This window comes from Bifidobacterium thermophilum, from assembly GCF_037482445.1.
Lineage (GTDB): Bacteria > Actinomycetota > Actinomycetes > Actinomycetales > Bifidobacteriaceae > Bifidobacterium > Bifidobacterium thermophilum_B.
Map to the genome: position 1 here is coordinate 411,539 of NZ_JBBHLY010000001.1, position 16,186 is coordinate 427,724.

Annotated in this window: 11 protein-coding genes and 1 pseudogene; 3 read left to right on the forward strand and 9 right to left on the reverse strand. The window is 67.3% G+C overall.

Annotation, left to right across the window (positions count from 1 at the left end):
- Nucleotides 1-118: 118 nt before the first annotated feature.
- The 6 genes and pseudogenes from WD012_RS01735 to WD012_RS01755 form a co-directional block, all read right to left on the reverse strand.
- Entirely contained in the window at nt 119-3,673 is a 3,555-nt protein-coding gene (locus WD012_RS01735; protein WP_479686353.1) for a transglutaminase TgpA family protein, read from the reverse strand.
- Nucleotides 3,656-3,814, reverse strand: a pseudogene (locus tag WD012_RS08525) (DUF58 domain-containing protein); the annotation flags it as partial. The gene WD012_RS01735 and the pseudogene WD012_RS08525, both read right to left, overlap by 18 nt.
- A 622-nt stretch (nt 3,815-4,436) precedes the next feature.
- Nucleotides 4,437-5,396, reverse strand: a complete 960-nt coding sequence (locus WD012_RS01740) for an AAA family ATPase (RefSeq protein ID WP_339562063.1) — start codon at nt 5,394-5,396, stop codon at nt 4,437-4,439.
- Between the two features lie 183 nt (nt 5,397-5,579).
- On the reverse strand, nt 5,580-5,873 hold the full coding sequence (groES, locus tag WD012_RS01745; RefSeq protein ID WP_026502420.1) for a co-chaperone GroES: 294 nt from the start codon (nt 5,871-5,873) through the stop codon (nt 5,580-5,582).
- A gap of 185 nt (nt 5,874-6,058) precedes the next feature.
- Entirely contained in the window at nt 6,059-7,288 is a 1,230-nt protein-coding gene (locus WD012_RS01750; protein ID WP_339562064.1) for a hypothetical protein, read from the reverse strand.
- A 165-nt stretch (nt 7,289-7,453) separates the two neighbouring features.
- The gene (locus tag WD012_RS01755; protein WP_422614324.1) at nt 7,454-8,125 is read right to left on the reverse strand and encodes a GNAT family N-acetyltransferase; all 672 of its coding nucleotides are present in this window, start codon (nt 8,123-8,125) and stop codon (nt 7,454-7,456) included.
- Nucleotides 8,126-8,231: 106 nt separating this feature from the next.
- Here WD012_RS01755 and WD012_RS01760 point away from each other — a divergent pair, with 106 nt between their 5' ends.
- The 3 genes from WD012_RS01760 (at nt 8,232) to WD012_RS01770 (ending at nt 10,159) form a co-directional block, all read left to right on the forward strand.
- Nucleotides 8,232-8,909 (forward strand): 5-formyltetrahydrofolate cyclo-ligase, encoded by a 678-nt coding sequence (locus WD012_RS01760; protein WP_339562065.1) that lies wholly within the window; start codon nt 8,232-8,234, stop codon nt 8,907-8,909.
- A gap of 116 nt (nt 8,910-9,025) precedes the next feature.
- Nucleotides 9,026-9,214: an FmdB family zinc ribbon protein gene (locus WD012_RS01765; protein WP_026502424.1), complete on the forward strand. Its 189-nt coding sequence runs from the start codon at nt 9,026-9,028 to the stop codon at nt 9,212-9,214.
- A 150-nt stretch (nt 9,215-9,364) separates the two neighbouring features.
- Entirely contained in the window at nt 9,365-10,159 is a 795-nt protein-coding gene (locus WD012_RS01770; protein WP_339562066.1) for a CpaB family protein, read from the forward strand.
- A gap of 35 nt (nt 10,160-10,194) precedes the next feature.
- On the opposite strand, the gene WD012_RS01775 is transcribed toward WD012_RS01770, so the two are convergent.
- Genes WD012_RS01775 through WD012_RS01785 form a run of 3 tightly spaced genes read right to left on the reverse strand, consistent with a single transcriptional unit; the run spans nt 10,195 to nt 15,807 of the window.
- Nucleotides 10,195-10,404 (reverse strand): hypothetical protein, encoded by a 210-nt coding sequence (locus WD012_RS01775; RefSeq protein ID WP_339562067.1) that lies wholly within the window; start codon nt 10,402-10,404, stop codon nt 10,195-10,197.
- On the reverse strand, nt 10,401-14,012 hold the full coding sequence (locus tag WD012_RS01780) for a helicase (protein WP_339562068.1): 3,612 nt from the start codon (nt 14,010-14,012) through the stop codon (nt 10,401-10,403). Before WD012_RS01780 ends, WD012_RS01775 begins: the two co-directional genes overlap by 4 nt.
- Before the next feature lie 7 nt (nt 14,013-14,019).
- Nucleotides 14,020-15,807 carry a variant leucine-rich repeat-containing protein gene (locus WD012_RS01785; protein WP_339562069.1) on the reverse strand — a complete coding sequence of 596 codons (1,788 nt, stop codon included), beginning with the start codon at nt 15,805-15,807 and terminating at the stop codon, nt 14,020-14,022.
- Between the last annotated feature and the right edge of the window lie 379 nt (nt 15,808-16,186).

Below are 16,186 nucleotides of genomic sequence, written 5' to 3' on the forward strand. Positions count from 1 at the left end.
ATCCTATACGCGGCGGCGTCAATCCCCTGTAACGAACCGGTTTGGAAGGCCACCATGCGGACATCCGGCATCCGACACGCCGTTGGGGGCTGCCGCCGGCGGCGCGTCGTGCCTGCCGTCACCGGCGGCGGAACAACGACATGGGTATGAACCGCCGTCGTCCTTCCACCGCCGAACGGACGACTACGGCATCCTGCATCGTCGGGGCGGGAGCGTCGCCTTGGCCGAACACGCTGGCGGCCGCCCGATCGGCGACGTCTCCGGCCGCATCGCATGCGAGCGCCTGTCCGACCGTGTCGGCGATGTCGCGGTCCGTGGCCGTGGCGTCCCATCGCGCCCCGCAATCCCAGGCGGTGTCCTGGAGTTCCCGCCATGCGGCGACCCACGCGGAGGATACTGACGCGTCATCGCCGACCAAGCCAGCGCCGCCCAAGCCAGCGCGTGCCACACGGTCAAACGCCTCCAACCGGCGGCGTCTCCTGTACGAACGTATGCCCATCGGGGCGCAGCACACCGCACCAAGGCACGCCACCGACGACAGGAAGACCACCCACTGGCGGGCCGGACGGCTGGCCTGCGAGGCATCATCCCGGCCCTGCGCCCGGGAGGCAGGTCCGCCCGACGCGCCCGATGACACCGCTGACGAGGCGGAACCCGACGGGGATGCGGACCCTGAACCGGAAGCCGAGGATGACGCCGACGGGCTTGACGATGACGACGCAGCCGACGAGGCGCTTTGGCCGGCGCCGGATGATGCCTCGGATGCCGCCGGCGTCACGTCGAACGGCACCCAGCCGACCCCGGACAGGTACGCTTCATCCCAGGCGTGCAGCTGCCTGGCGCTGACGGCATACGACCCGTTCTCGTCAACCACCCCGCTGGTACTGTAGCCGAGCACCATGCGGGTCGGCACGCCAAGCGCGCGGGCGAGCACGGCGAACGCGCTCGCATAGTGCGCGCAATAGCCGCTCCTGCGCTTGAGGAAACTGCCGACCATCGCGATATTGCTGTCGTCGCCGTCATCGGCGTCGGGCACGTCCAAGGCATACGTGAACCCGTTCGATGAGAAATACCTGACCAGATACTGCAAGGCCTGCTCCTGTTCGTCGAACGACGCGCCCGCCGACGGGATGCCATCCGCTTTCGCCTGGGCGACCACGGCGGTCACGCTGCGGGGCAGTTTCGACGGCAGGGAACGGTATTGGGCGAGGACCGCCCGGTCCAGTGCGTCGACCCGCGCGAACGGGTCCGTCCCGTCGACCAGGCTGCCATCGAGGACGACGGAGGTCACGGCGGCGACCGTGATGCCCGTCGCGGCGAGCGCGTTGCCCACTGCCTGAGTGTCCGACGCGTCGGCGGCGCCCACGGTGGCGGGCATGACCAGTATCCGGGTGTTCCAATCCGCCGAGGAGGCAAGCGCCGCACTGTCCTTGTTGGGGTTGTAGCCGACGGCGTTGGCGAATGATGTGCTCAGCGTGTAGGTGGATGCCGTGTCCGACGTGGCGGTGTTGTCGTCGCTGTACCCGTAGGCGGACCATTCGTAGGCGAGCGCCCCGGGGAAGGAGCCTGAGTGGGTGGCGGTGAGGATGCCGTTGGTGGTGGCCACGGGGATGAACAGCCAGTCGCCGCTGCGTTGTGCGGCCCCCGAGGCGACGAGTTCCGCGCGTGCCGCGTCGGCTGTCGCCGTATCCGGGACGGTGAGGTGACCGGTGTCACGCAGGTCGGACACCGAGCGTCTGATGGCGTCGATCTGCTGGAATCCCAGCACCGATGTGATGGGGTCGAGGTAGATGCCTGAGGTTTTGTAGGTGTCGCCTTGTCTGGTGCTTTCGGTGCGCGAATAGATGCTGCATGACGGGTCGATGTTCCAGTTGCCGTTCATGCCGGAGTAGTCGAGTGTCAGGCCTGCGGACGGCAGGAGCCGCGTGGACAGGCGGTCGATGGTGATTTCGGTGTTGGCGACATGCTTGCCGAGCCAGTCGTCGCTGGACAGGTGGGCGTCCAGTGAGCCGTTGCCGTAGGTCAGGTAGGTGGCGAGGGGTTCGGCGGCTTCGCAGCTGCCGCCCGATAATGCCATGAGCTGCCGGGCGGCGGTATCGGCCTTGGATGTGGCCGTCGTCTTCGATGTGCCGGCATCGTACAGGTTCGCGCTGCCGGACAGGGAACTGGCGAAACTCCACGTGCCGCCGCTGAAATCGTCGAGCGTCGCCATGCGCAGGTAGCGCGCCCGGCTGGACTGGTAGGTCAATGCGGTCGCCGACGAGCCTACGGTCAGGGAGTGTTTGAGGTCAATCATCGGGTTGACGGTCGCGGAGCTGAACATGCCGCCGGAGTCAAGGCCCAGATGCGCAGATCGGGCGAGGCGCAGGCCGGGTGCGGTGCAGCATGCGACCAGGGCGACGGTCAGCGCCGAAGCGAGTGCGGGCATCATGATACCGGCTGCACGGGGGTGGACCGACCAACGGGCGAGCGCCAGCAGGGCGGTGAGGGCCAGCACTGCGACCCATGGGGTATCCTGCAGCATGGACGCATACGCGACAGCGCCCACGATGACCGGGGCGAGCCCTGTCCATGGGACTGCCGCAGGCGTGCACAGCACGATCCGCATGACCAGAAGGAACACGGCGATGGCGAGCATTATGGCGGCGTCCGATGCCGCGGTCAACGACAGCGGGGGCAGTTGGACGTACACCTGCCGGAATCCTGACGCCATGACGCCGGCGAACTGCCGCCACGCCTGGATGGCGGGTATGCGGATGTCGTCCTGCCCGCGGTCGGTGGCCTGCGTGATGACGGGATGCCATGGCAGGAACCCGATGGTGTCGCGCAACCGCAGTCCGGCGGCGATGATGGCCGCAATCAGCGTGCCGACGGCGAAAGCGAGGCCCCGCACGGCGATGATCACACGCCGGTGCGCCAGGCGTGCCGGCGTCGGGATCTGTGAGACGACGGCGAGTATGGCAACGCCGATGCGTGCGGCGAGAGGCCACCACATGTGTTCGCCGTGGACCAGCGATGTGAGCCATTGGACGGCCAGTTCGAGGGCCGATGCCGTGGCGGCGATACGCACGATGATGCCGGTCAGGTCCGCCGCCTGCCATGCCCGCCCCGGGTGCCTTGGCCGCCCGGCGGCGGGCGAGCCTGCCGGCCGGATGGCGCTGCGGCGGGCGGCGGGATGCCTGCGGCCGAATCCGGACCGGTGCGCATCCTGTGGTTCATGGCGCTGTGGTTCATGGTCACGGGGTTCATGGCCCCGGCTGTCATCAAGATCACGGCGTTGCAGCTGGTAGTCCGGCTGCCTGCCGGATACGACGACCACGCGCACATCCGCCTGCCCGGCGGCGTGCAGCCGTGCGACCAGGCCGCCAGCCGACGGCGTGGCGGTGATCACCACCACGCTGACCGGCATGTGCTGGGCCGCCGCAGCATGGCATACCGTGGAGGCGACATCGTCGCCCCCATCCGCACCGGCGTGCGCCACGGCGTCGTCGGCACGCCCTTGCAGCGAGGCGATAAGCCGCAGCGCCTGGCCGGAGCCTGTGGCGACACCCCGCCCGTCGGTGACGATCAGCTTGCCTCCGGCATGTTCCAGCCCTGACTGAAGCAGGGCGTACCGGCTCATCGCCTCATAAGCGACAGCATCGGCCTGCCGACCGGTCGTGCAGGAGGCCATGTCGCATACGAGCATCACCGCGTGGACGGTACTGCGCGGCATCTGCTTGACCATGAGCCGGCCGGCGCCGGCGCTGCGTTTCCACGCGATATTGCGCACCGGGTCACCCGGCTCGTATTCGCGCAGGCCGGCGAAGCCGAGCGCCGAGCGTCCGCCGCCGCGCACCCCCGAGACGGTGTCCCCGCGGGTCGGGGTGACCGGCCCAGGTTCGGGCACGATCACCAGTTCGGAGGCATCCCGGGTGACCGAGCGAACGGCGAACAGGCCGAGCGGCTCGCGCCAGGAGGACACGACGGCGACACGCCGGTACCATCCCCTGCCGGTCGGCGCGGTGCCCGCGAACCGGTCCGGATTGAGCCGGATGTACGCTTCGGACACCGCGACCTCACGCGGCTGTACGGGCCGCCCTACCCGGTACCGGCGCCCGGATGGCGTTGATGGCGTCGCCCGGCCGCGCCCGGTTCCCGAGGCCAGCCAAGCCAGCAGCTGGATACCGCCGCCACAGGCCGCCATCAGCCATACGCCCGTCCATGCGATAGCCGCAGCGACCAGCACCCGCGCATCAAACGTGAGAGCGGCCAGCCATAGCAGCGCCGCCGCCAATGCCGTCAGCCAGCCTGCCAGCGTAGGGCGGACCATGCCATGGCGCAGACGCCAGGGCACCCCGGCACGGCGAAGTGCGGCCTGCGCCGGTACCGGGGCTTCCCCGGAACCCCGACGCCCCTGGTGCGTCTCAGCGTCCCGCCGGGTATCCATGCCCGCCCTACCTGTCGCCGACACGCGGCACCGGGGTCCGCTCAATCAGCGTCCCGACCAGCTCGTGGGCGCGATCGGTGACAGACGAGCCGTAGCCGGCATCCTCGAGCACGAGCCGGTGCGGCAGTACCAGCGGTGCCGCCCAGCGCACATCATCGGGAAGCACGAAATCACGTTCCTCATACAGCGCCTTCGCACGGGACATGGCGGCCAGCTGCAGGCTGCCACGCGGCGACACCCCGTAGGAGACACCGTCCATCCGCCGCGTTCCCGCCGTGAGCGCCACCAGATACCGTGCGACCGGCTGTGACAGCCTCACGCCGGCGCACAGTTCACGCACCGCCTGGATCTGTTCGACATCAACGACACGGCGAAGCCCCTGCAATGGGCGGAACGCGTGGTCTGACATCACCATGCGCTCCTCGGTGTCCGTTTGCGGGTATCCGAAGCGCATGCAGGTCATGAACCGGTCAAGCTGCGCTTCGGGCAGCGGATACGTGCCCTCGAGCTCGATCGGGTTCTGCGTGGCGACCACGATGAACGGCTGGTCAAGATGGTGGGTCTGCCCGTCCACGCTGACCTGCCCCTCGCCCATCGCCTCAAGCAGGGCGGACTGCACCTTCGGGTCCGCACGGTTGATTTCGTCGGCGATCACGATATTGGCGAAAATCGGCCCCGGATGGAACACGAACGATTCCGTCGCCCGCGAATACACGTTCATGCCCAGCAGGTCGCCCGGCAGCAGGTCGGGCGTGAACTGGATGCGGCGCACCGAACCGCCGACGGCCGCAGCCAGCCCCCGCGCGAGTGTTGTCTTGCCTACGCCGGGCACATCCTCGAGCAGCACATGCCCGCCCGCCACGAGCGTCAGCACCGTCGCCTCGACCACCTGGCGCGGGCAGGCGAGGGCCTGCGCCAGGGCATCGACGACCTGATGCACCATGTCCCGCGCCTGCCGGGATCCCATCGCCGTCACCATAGCGTCCTCCCGCCTCGTGTGCCGTATGCCGCAATGCACGACACCACCCATGGTAGCGCCGCAAGGTGTCGTCAGGACCAACGACACAGCGACGCCGGCGGCACGGAGCCGGCGGCACAGTGCAAACAAAAAAGCCCCGGCATGAGCCGGGGCCTTGCAAGACGCGGAACGTCAGTTCAGGATCGCGAGCACGTCGCGGGCGGAGACGATCAGGTAATCCTCGCCCTGATAGTGCACTTCGGTGCCGCCGTACTTGGAGTACAGCACCTTGTCGCCGACCTTGACGTCCATCGGGATGCGCTCGCCCTTGTCGTCACGACGGCCGGGGCCGACAGCCAGCACTTCACCCTGCTGCGGCTTCTCCTTGGCGTTGTCCGGGATGTACAGGCCCGAAGCGGTCTTGGTTTCGGCTTCCGCCTGCTTGACAATGATCTTGTCTTCCAACGGTGTGAGTGAGATCGACACTGTGGACCTCCTCTTTCTAAGAGAAATCGATACTTCCCGCGCCAGGACATCGCTTTCAAGAGGCTGACGATCACTATCGGCGCCGTCCCTTTGCGCTACCCCTCATCGTAGCGCGTTGTTAGCACTCTGCCAACTCGAGTGCTAACGCTGAGAGTGAAAACCGCGATACTCCGGCGTTTGCAGGCTCAGGATGCGCGACGTTCGAGCACGGCGCGCAGGTCGTGGCCCAGCGAATCGGAGGTCGCCTCGGGCACATCCACCCGGGCGTGCTCCTCGGTGCGGTGGAAGGAATCGGCGTTGTTCACCGCCGCATCATGCGTCCGGACATCATCAGCGGACCTGTCACCGCTCCCCGACGTCTTGCCGGGTTCGGTTTCCCCGGCATCCACGGGCACGGCCTTGGCGACCTGCTTGGTGGACTTGATTTCCAGGCTCTCAGGAGCCGCCGGCTCGTCGGCATGGTTGCGTGGCGCGCCCCAAGAGAAGGAGATCAGGTCCTGGTGACGTTCGGCGGCCATATCGAACACATCGAGCGACGTGGCCGGGCTGACGCGGCTGAGTTCCACCGTCACGTCCTTCGGTTCGGCAGGCGCTGATTCAACAGGCGCTGATTCGGCGGACACAGCTTCGGCGGACTTGTCCGCCACCTCATGCCGTGCATCGGACGCATGGGCGTCGGCGGCAGAAGCGTCAGCGGCAGAGGCCGGGACATGCCGGCCATCCTGCTCCGATACGTCCGCAGGCTGCGCGGGCCGGCCGGGCTGCCCCGCCTGAACGGGACGGGCCGGGCGTTCGTCCTTCCGCCGGGCTTGTGCCGCCTTGCGGGCGAGCGCCTGGTCGCGCTCCGCCAGCGTCTGTTCGACGGCCCGGTGGATCTCGTGCTGCTCCATGATGCCGGTTTCCACGGCGTCGGCGCCGGAAGGCGTATCCGCCGGGGCGGATGCGACGGCCGGAGCGCCGGTCTGCGCCGCCGACACTGCCGGGGCGGCCTGTTCGCGCGTCGCCGCCGGGGAGCGCATCTGGTGTTCCTGGCGCAACGCCTGTGCCACCTTATGCTCCCACTGCCGGGCGTGACGGCTCGCCCGCGCCCCCAGCGCGAGCGTGACGACCAGCAGGCCACAGGGAATCAGTGCGTATGCCATCGGGAAATGCAACAGGTACGCCGCGACCGCGACGATGACGGCCGCACACACGAGCACGGCGACGACGATGCGACGATGACGGATCGACGCCCGGCGCAAGCGACGTACCTCGGCGATATGCTCGTGGGATACCCGACCCTGTGCCTGTACTGGCATCGCAGCCCCTTTCGTCACCGGCGGATGGTCATCGGAGAACCTGGTCCCGCTGCGCTCATCAATCAGATGCAGCGATGGGGAGAACCGGTCCTGACGGCGTTGAACCACCCGCTTCATGCTGTCGGCCGTCCTGATGGGCAGCCATCCAATGATGAAGACTACCAGTACGACAAGCACGACAATCGTACTGATGTCCTCATAATCCATAGTGACTAAGAATAGGAGACGTATCTGAAAAACAGTCCGTCCCGCCCATGGGCGTGTCGCATTCTCTCCGGCGTGTCAGGCGGCCGGCAGCCGCCCGTCGGCGAGCGCCTGCGCCAGGCCGCCCTGCGGACGGTCCTCGGCGAACAACGCGTAGGATTCGTGGTCGCGCCACTGCCCGTTGACATACATGTAGCGGCGGTGCAGCCCCTCATCGATCGCGCCGAGTTTCTGCGGGACCCTGCGCGAACGCCGGTTCTGGGGCAGGATCGCGATTTCGATGCGATGCAGCCTCGGCCCGTCCGGCGCGTCGAACGCCCAGTCGGCGAGCACGGCCACCGCGAGCGGGGCAATGCCGTGGCCGGCCACTTCGCGGTCCACCCAGTAGCCGACCAGCCCGGTGCGCATGGCACCGTACGCGATCGCCCCGAGCGACACCTGCCCGACGATGCGCGTGCAGTCGGTGATCAGGAACAGCGCGGCGGTCCCCTCACGCTCATACTCGCGTTGGACGCGTATCCATTCGTTGAACGACAGGCCGGGCCCGCCGAGCGGGTCATCGGACTGCCAGGGTTTGAGCCAGTCACGGTTGCGCCAGCGCAGGGACTGCAACTCGTCCTCGTCGTCGGGCGTGCATGGCCGCAGCATGATCGGCATGACGCCTTCGGGGGCATACAGGGCCTGCGGCATGAGGAATTCACGCGGCCGCCGACTGTGGATCCTGCCGCGTAACGATTGGAAAACAGACATCGTTTTCATTGTGCCACGAGTCGCTCCGGCCGTGCGGGACCGCCGGCATGCGTGTCTTGCGGTGCCATGCGGACGCTTCTACGACGCCCGTGGTATCACGTGGGGTATGAGCATCACCGATTTCTCCCGCCCCGCTCCTCCGCCGGCAGCCGGCAGCGATACCGGCAGCGGCACCGAGATGGTCGCCGCCGCGAAACGTGCCGCCCGCCGTGCCGCGTTGACACGCCGCAAGGCCATTGCCGCCGGGGAATTCACCCGGGCGCGCGAGGCCTTGCGCGATCACGCCTTGCCGTTGTGCCGGGCGTTGCCGGAACGATCCACGGTCGCCGCGTACGCGTCGATGGGTACCGAACCCCCTATGGACGGCGTGCTCTGCCTGCTCGCCGACGCCGGGGCACGCATACTGGTGCCGCGGCTCGGGCCCGGAGCCGGCGACGACCCGGCCTGGAGCGAATTGCACGGCCTTGACGCATTGCACGACATGCCCCGCAGTGCCACCGGCGGCCTGCGCCCGCGGGAGCCGGACACGCGCGTACTCGGCGCGCAATCGCTGGCCGGGGCCTCACTGGTCTTTGTCCCCGCGTTCGCGATCGACCGGCACGGCATCCGGCTCGGCCGCGGCGCCGGATGGTATGACCGTGCGCTCGCCTACGCCTCGCCGTCGGCGCGCATCATCGGCGTGTGCTGGCCGTGGGAGCTCACGGACGGGCCGCTGCCCCACGCCCGGCACGATGTTCCCGTCCAGGGCATCTTGACCCCCGCCGGGTTGCGCATGGTCGGCTGACCGGCGGCGGACGGTTCCGGTTCGCGGACCGAGAACACCATTGCTGTCACCGATTCGACTAGGATGTGAACAGATTACGTAACGTACCGACCTGTCGATTTCGTGGAGGGACCATCGTGCCAACCTATCATTACCGTTGCAAGAACTGTGGGTATGATTTCACCGAGCAGCAGTCGTTCAGCGACGAGCCGATCACCGTATGCCCGCAGTGCGGCCAGGAGCAGGTGCATAAGGTCTACGCGGCACCGTCCATCGAGTTCAAGGGCAGCGGCTTCTACCGTACGGACCGCGGCAGCTCGAAGTAAACGGCATCCGCATATTCACACGCCCCCGCAGCCGCAAGGCACGGGGGCGTTCGTGTATGCTCGCGTATGCCCCGGCAGCCGCGGCTGCACTTCTGACCACAATCGCCGGTACGGGTGGCATCGCGCGGCGTCACCGGCCATGATGGGCGCATGGGACAACACAGATCATCATCTTCAGCATCCTCATCCGCGGCATCCCGCCGCACCCGGCTCGGCCTGGCGCAACGCCGCCGGATAGCGGCAGCACGGCGCGCGGCAAGCGCCCTGCTCATCGCGATCGCCGTATTCAGCGCCCTGCAATGCCTCACCGCCGTCGTCAAGACCCAGCCCATGCTGAGCACCACCAGCCACGTGCGACGGGGCCAACGGCTCACCGCCGGCATGGTGGAAGTCATCGACGTGCCGGCGCACACATCATTCGCGCACGCGCCGACGGAACCCGTCCAGATCGAATCCCGGATCGCGCTCGTGGACATGCCGGCCGGCACACTGGTCCTGCGCTCGCATATCCGTGGGGCGCCAGTCGCCCCTGAAGGCACCACCGTGATCGAGGCGCGCCTGGCAAGCCGGCCGGAAGGCGTCGATGCCGGCGACGAGATCGACCTGATTGTCGGCCAGCCATGCGGGACCATCATGCCGCCCGACGGAAACGGCACGGCGGACGGAAACGACATGGTGGACACCCCCGGTGTCGCCCCCACGGACACCCCCATGCCCGTCCCCACGGACGCGGCGAGCGAACAGACCGATCAAGACACCGCACCGGAACACCGGGACCGGCAATGTGCCATCGCCTCGAAAGCGACACTCATCGCGTTCAATGAGCGCGCCGACGGCACCACGGCGGACAGCGCGTCCATCGCCATGCAGCCCGGCGAGGCACTCACCGTGATGAGCCTGCCTGACAGTCTGCCGGTCATCGCCGCACGACGGGAAGGGGCATAACCGAAACCGGTGTATCGCGGGCCCAGTGCCCGTTCTCAGTGCCCGCGCTCGCTGAATACCGCCCAGTGCGGCGGCAGCTCGCCCAGAATTCGCCGGTCGTCGTCGGCGTCACGTTGCCGGGCGGTCAGCATGTCGGACGGCTCAAGCTTGACACCGTCCGCATCGAAGCGCTCGGTCCCCTGCATCGTCACCCGGCGGTGACGTCTCGGGGTGCGCCGATGCGGGTCATATGCGGGTGCCATCATGCCTCCCCGTACAGCGTGCCGATGCGGGCGACCATACGGTCCACTTCCTTGTCGGGGTTCACGAACGCGGCGACGCTCCACACGGTCATCACCGACCAGCCGAGCCGGGCGAGCTCCTGCGGGAGCAGACGGTGACGTTCACGGGTGGATTGAATGCCCATGAACTGCGCGTCATCCGTGAGCACCGCCAAGGCGAACGGCTTGCCTTTCGCACCGATGACCAACGGGATGCGCACGTCATCGCCGAACCCGTAATCCACCGCGACCTCCAGCCCGCGCGCCTTGACACGCTGGGCGAGATCGTTGAACAGCACGTTGTCCGACACCTGGATCGGCGTTGGACGGACGGCTTTCGCGTCAAGCGCCGAAGCCCACGTGAGCAGCCGTTTGAGCAGCTGCGGGCCGGACTGGTGCAGACGCTCGTCATCCATGTCTTCAGGCCCGAAGGAGGAGACGATATCAAGGTTGCGGTCGGCGAGCGCGAGCGCGTCAAGCAGCATGCCCTTGCCGCCCTCGCCCTCCAGCGGGCCGAACTGCTGGATCAGACGGCCGTGCGTGGTTTTCGCGTAGCACATGGATACGATGACGTCCGTGGCTTGCGCGCCGGCGACCTCGTCGAGGCCGATCAGCCGCACGTGGCGCAGGAAGCGGCCCATGGCCTTGTCTTTGGAGGCGAGCGACTTGAGTTCGGCGCCCAGGCGGGTGCGGAACACCTCGGTCATGGCGACCACGGTGAGCACGTAGGACACGGGGACCACGGTGAAGGATTTCGCCCGGTCGCAGATAAGCCTGGTGACCGTGTCGATCTCCTGCTGGCTGCTTTCCACCAGGCCGGAGGAGATGACCGGCACGCCGGTGGCTTCGATCCGGTGCAGCCGGATCATGCCTTGCATGCCTTCGGTCGGGACGGCATGGCGGATGGTCCCGTACCCGGCTTCCTGCAGGAACGCGGACAGGCGCGGCGAGCGGCGGGTCAGACGCGGACGGGCCTCAACATGGGGCAGCAGGCCGATGAGCGCCTTGACGCTCGGCGATGTCACCGTCGCATCGTGCGCGATCAGCACAATCTGCCGCGCACGGCAGACGATGGACAGCAGTTCGATGGCGGGCATGTGGGCGGCGGCGTCGACGATCGCCACATCCGCCAGCGGCGTGGGGTCGGTCAGCGCGGCCAGCGTGGATGGGGTCGCCATGAGTACGGGCTTGGCCAGAGCCATGATCTGCGGGTGGTCGCGCAGCACGCGGCCGAGCGGCGTGTTCGGCCCGCCGGCGAGCACGGTGTGCAGCTGGTTCGCCTCCTGCGTCTTGGAGAACAGCAGGTCGCACAGTTTGCGCAAGGATTCCTGGTGGATCATCGGGCCGACCGAACGCACGTGATCGGCATCGACCTGGCTGAAGCGGTCCGCCGCGGTCTGCAGGGCGGAACCGTCCTGGTTCGAGATGATCGCGGACTGTTTGACGATGTCCTCGAACACGGTCGTCCACCACGACAGCTGGAGTTCGCCTTCCACGGCCTCCACCGGCACGCGGCGGGCGCGCAGGTCGTCGACCAGTTCGTCGAGGCCGACCGACTTGAACTCCTGTTCGAGCCGGCAGCGCCCCGGCAGCGTATCCAACGCCATATGGTCGTTGTACAGGGCCTTGAGACGCTCCTCGAGCGTGTTGAAATCCAGAGCCTCGAGATTGCCGCCCTTGGGCGTGGTGGCGAGCACGGCGTCAAGCGCGGTGATGTCGCGCATGAGCGCGTCCTGCGTCTCGAGGATCGTGTCCAGTTTGGGCGGCAGGACGGGCCAGCCGCCGTGGGGCACGAACAGGTGCCATTGTTCGGACTGTTTGGCGACGATGACGAGCGCGTCATGCAGGTTCTCCACCTGCGCGCCCACGCGCAGCAGGCTCTTGGCTTCCTTGACGAGCCGGCGACGCTCCCAGAACCCTAGGTCGGAGCCTTCGGTCTTGCGCTGCTGCTTCGACTTGCTCGCCTCGATCATCGAGTCAAGGTCGCGTTCGAAGATCTCCGGCTGGAACACGTCGAGCACGCGACGCAGGTTCTTGAGCACGGTGACCTGTCTGCCCCACTCCTGCGCGGTGGTCGGGACGGGGAAACCGCAGGTCTGCACGGTGGTGGCGACCTGTTCGCGCGTGGCGGGCAGCAGTTTCTGCATGACGTCGACCACACGCTGGTAGGCGTTGATGGCCTGCTCCTCGGTGGTCAGCGAGGCATGGTACCAGGCGGTGTCTTCCGGGCCGATGGCGAATTCGCCGAGCTCGCCTGCCGTACGCAGCTTGTTCGTCCACTCGTCCATATGCCCGTTGAGCGTGCGGGCGGCGGTTTCGCCGAGCCGCACGTGGGTGGCGGGGTGGGTGGGCAGGGTCGCGATGCTGGCGAGGTTCTGGATGGTCTGGTATGCGGAGACGCCCCAACGTTCGTTGACCCCGTGGAGGTCGCCAAGGTAGCGGGTCAGGCGTGAACGCACGCCGACCAGTTCGTCGGACAGCTGGTCGAACCGGCTTGTCGCATTGCCGGCCCGGTAGCCGACCGCGGCGATCAGCTGCTTGTCGATCGCCAGGTTGCCTTGTTCGTCGGCGATGTCAAGCACCAGGTCGCCGATAACGTTGCCGCCCATGATCTTGGTGAACCGGCGTTTCTGTTCGGCCACGCACGGCACGTACAGCACCGAACGCCCGTTCATCACGCAGCGGGATGCGATGGCGGCGGCCTGGGCGGCGCTGCCGTTGCCGACCTCGCTGTCCAGGACGATGGAATGTCCGGCGGCCACGACGTTGGCGGCATACCGCACGGTGTTGTCCACGTCGCCGATCTCGTATTCGGCGTGCGGATCGCCGTCGAACGGACTGTATTCGGCGATCTTGTCGGATTCGAGGTCATGGATCGCCTGCGCGTCGCCGGCGAGTGCGTCGAGGATGGTGTTGCCGGTAGGCCCTTTGCGCAACGCGTCGACGATACGCTGGCTTTCGAGCAGAATCTGCGCGCTCGGGTCCATGAAGCACCCGACGATGATGTACCGGTCTATGTCGAAGTCGGCGAACGCCCGGCGTGCCAGCTTCTCGATCGCCGCGAACACGGCCGACGTCTCGGGGGTGCCGTTGTCGTAGTTCGAGCCGTCGAACAGCTCGTCCTCGTCAAGGTTGACGCCCTGGTCGTGCAATTCGGTCACGAACGCGGGGTTGAGTCTGCCGCGGCCGGTGAATTTGATGGTGGCGTCGGTTTCGCTGCCGCCCGGTTTGCGGGTCACATCCACCGGGTACAGCAGCACCGGCACGGATTTGCCGGACCAGGTGGCCACGCCGACCACCATGGACAGCTCAGCCACACCACTGATGCGGCTTTTGGCGGTCTGGTCCTCGTAGACGCGTTCGAGACGACGCCCGGCGGCGCGCAGCATGCCGGTGTCGCGGAACAGGGAATCGAGCGGCGCCTTGCCGCTGGCGAACAGCTGGGCGATGCCTGACGGGTGGGCGTGGGTCAGGTCAAGCTGGGCTGACAGCTGGCTGATATCTTCCAGAGGCGACGGTGCCAACGAATTGCGGTAGTCGTCCCGCCAACGCCGTATTTGGCGCAACGCCTCATCGGTTGTGGATTCGCTCATCCTCGACTCACTTCCCTACCGCTTCGCGGTATTCCTGATAGCCCTGATTGTGCGCGAGCGCGGCATCGACATCGGCGTTCCCCTGTGCTGCAAGCCACGCGTACAGGTCATCGTACAGCGTGGGGTTCATCGCGAGGAACGGCAGCAGCTGGGCGTGCCGCGCGATCTGGAACTGGACGGTGTAATCGGTGGTGGTCCTCGCCTGCTGCGAGGTGAAGCCGCCGGCCTCCACCTGGGGCTCCTTATGGTCGAAATCGCCGCGGGAGACGCGTTCGAACACCGAACCGGGTTCGAACACCGGCTTGAACCCCACAGGCTGGGTTTGCGGGGCTTGGGTTTGCTGGGGCTGTTGCGTTTGCGGGGCCTGTTGCGCGCTCTGGCCGGCTACGGTCTGGTTGTCCGCGCTGTTCGCGGCGGGGTCGGGTGTCACCGGGCGGACGAACCGGCTGTAATCCTCGCCGGCCGACTGCTGCGACGGGCGGACTGCCTGAGCAGGCTCGGCATGTGCTGCCTCCGGGGCGGACTGCGCAGGCCGTTCAGGCAGCACAGGCTCAGCGGACTGAGCGGACTCGGCAGGCAGCGCAGGTTCAGCAGACCGGGCGCGCAACTGCTCCTGACGCTCGGTTTCCTCACGTTGGGCGAGCTCCTGACGCTGCAATTCGTCCTGCTGTTCCTGCTTGAGCTGCTGTTCGCGCAGCTGCGCCAGCTCCTTGCTGTGCTCCTCGGCATCGGCGAACAGGTCGCGCGGGCCCGTTTCAGCAGGCGCTCCCGGCTGGACGACCAAGGGCAGCTCCTGGATCGGATGCTCTTGGGCGAACTGCCGTTGCTGGGCCGCCGTCGCCACGGCGTCCGGCAGCACGGCCGCGGTGAACTGCGAACGTGCGGGCGCAGGCCGGGACTCCGGTGCAGACTGGGACGCCGGCTCAGACTGGGATGCCGCTCCCGGCTGCACGCTCTGCGTAGGCTTCGCACTCGTCGTAGGCTGCGCAGCCGGCCGGGTAGGGGTGTTCGGTTGCGCGTCCGAATCGCCGGTTCGCGGTGTCGGCTGCAGCTCTGCCGCTGCCGCCTGCTGGAGAGCAGACTGACGCTGGACCACCGGCACGGTGTCCTGCGGCTCCGGTCGGACCGGCGTCTGGGCATCCGAAGGCCGGCCGGGCCGGGATTGCAAGGCGGGCCCGGACTCCCCGTCGGCATGCTGCGGCTCGTCATCGACCGGTTCCGTGCCGGCAAGCCGCGGCACCTGCAATGAGGCGTCACGCAGCTGGCGGAGCCGATCCGCCACGTTCTGCGAGCTGAACATCGCGGTCGGCTCGCCCGCCCGCAGGTTCAGAATGTCATCGACGGACATGTCGGCCGGGTCAGGCTCCTGGCTGGCGCCGTCACGCGCATACGAGAACAGGTCGGTCACAGCCGGCTCGGAGTGTTCGGGCGCATCGACGCGAATGAAATCAACCGGGATATCGCCGAATTGCAGGCGGATCGGCGAATACGGCAACGTGAAATCGACTTCGGCTTGCAGGCGCGTCAGCTCGCCGTCCTCGCGAATCATGTAGGAACCGTTCGTGGAGTGGAGGTCGCGTACGGCGGCCGTCCCGTCATCGTGGACGGTAAGCAGGGCGTGGCGCTTCGACATGGATCGCGCCTCGTCGACGACCTCGAAACGGCGATGGCCGTCATCGGCGAGCGGTCGCAGGGGTTTGCGCCCGATTTCGAGGCTTTCCCCCGGTTTGACATCCATCTGTTCGGCGCCATTGACCTTGATGATCCACTGCTGCCCGGATCGCTGCTCCGTCACCTTGCGGCCTTCCTTTCGCCTTGTACGCGCATATGCACACTACCTGCCATTGTGCCATGTCTCCACTATTTTCGCTCAATTCCCCGCAGGTATTGACAAGTCCCACCCAATAGTGCCGTCATACGGCGTGCCGGCGATCAGTCATGCCCACAGCGCATCAGCGTCAGCCGCGCGAGACCTCTTGCCCCTCTTTTCACAAACCGGTTACGCCGGGAGGCCTGCCAGCGTCACCGGTTTGGGAGTACACAAACCAGCGGCGCCATGACCAGCCTACGCGTCACCGGTTTGTGGAAGGATGCGAGCGGCTGGCGCGGGAGATCTCACACGGACCGGCAGAGGCGGGCGAACTCCCGGATTTCGTGGGAGCTTATCGCGAATA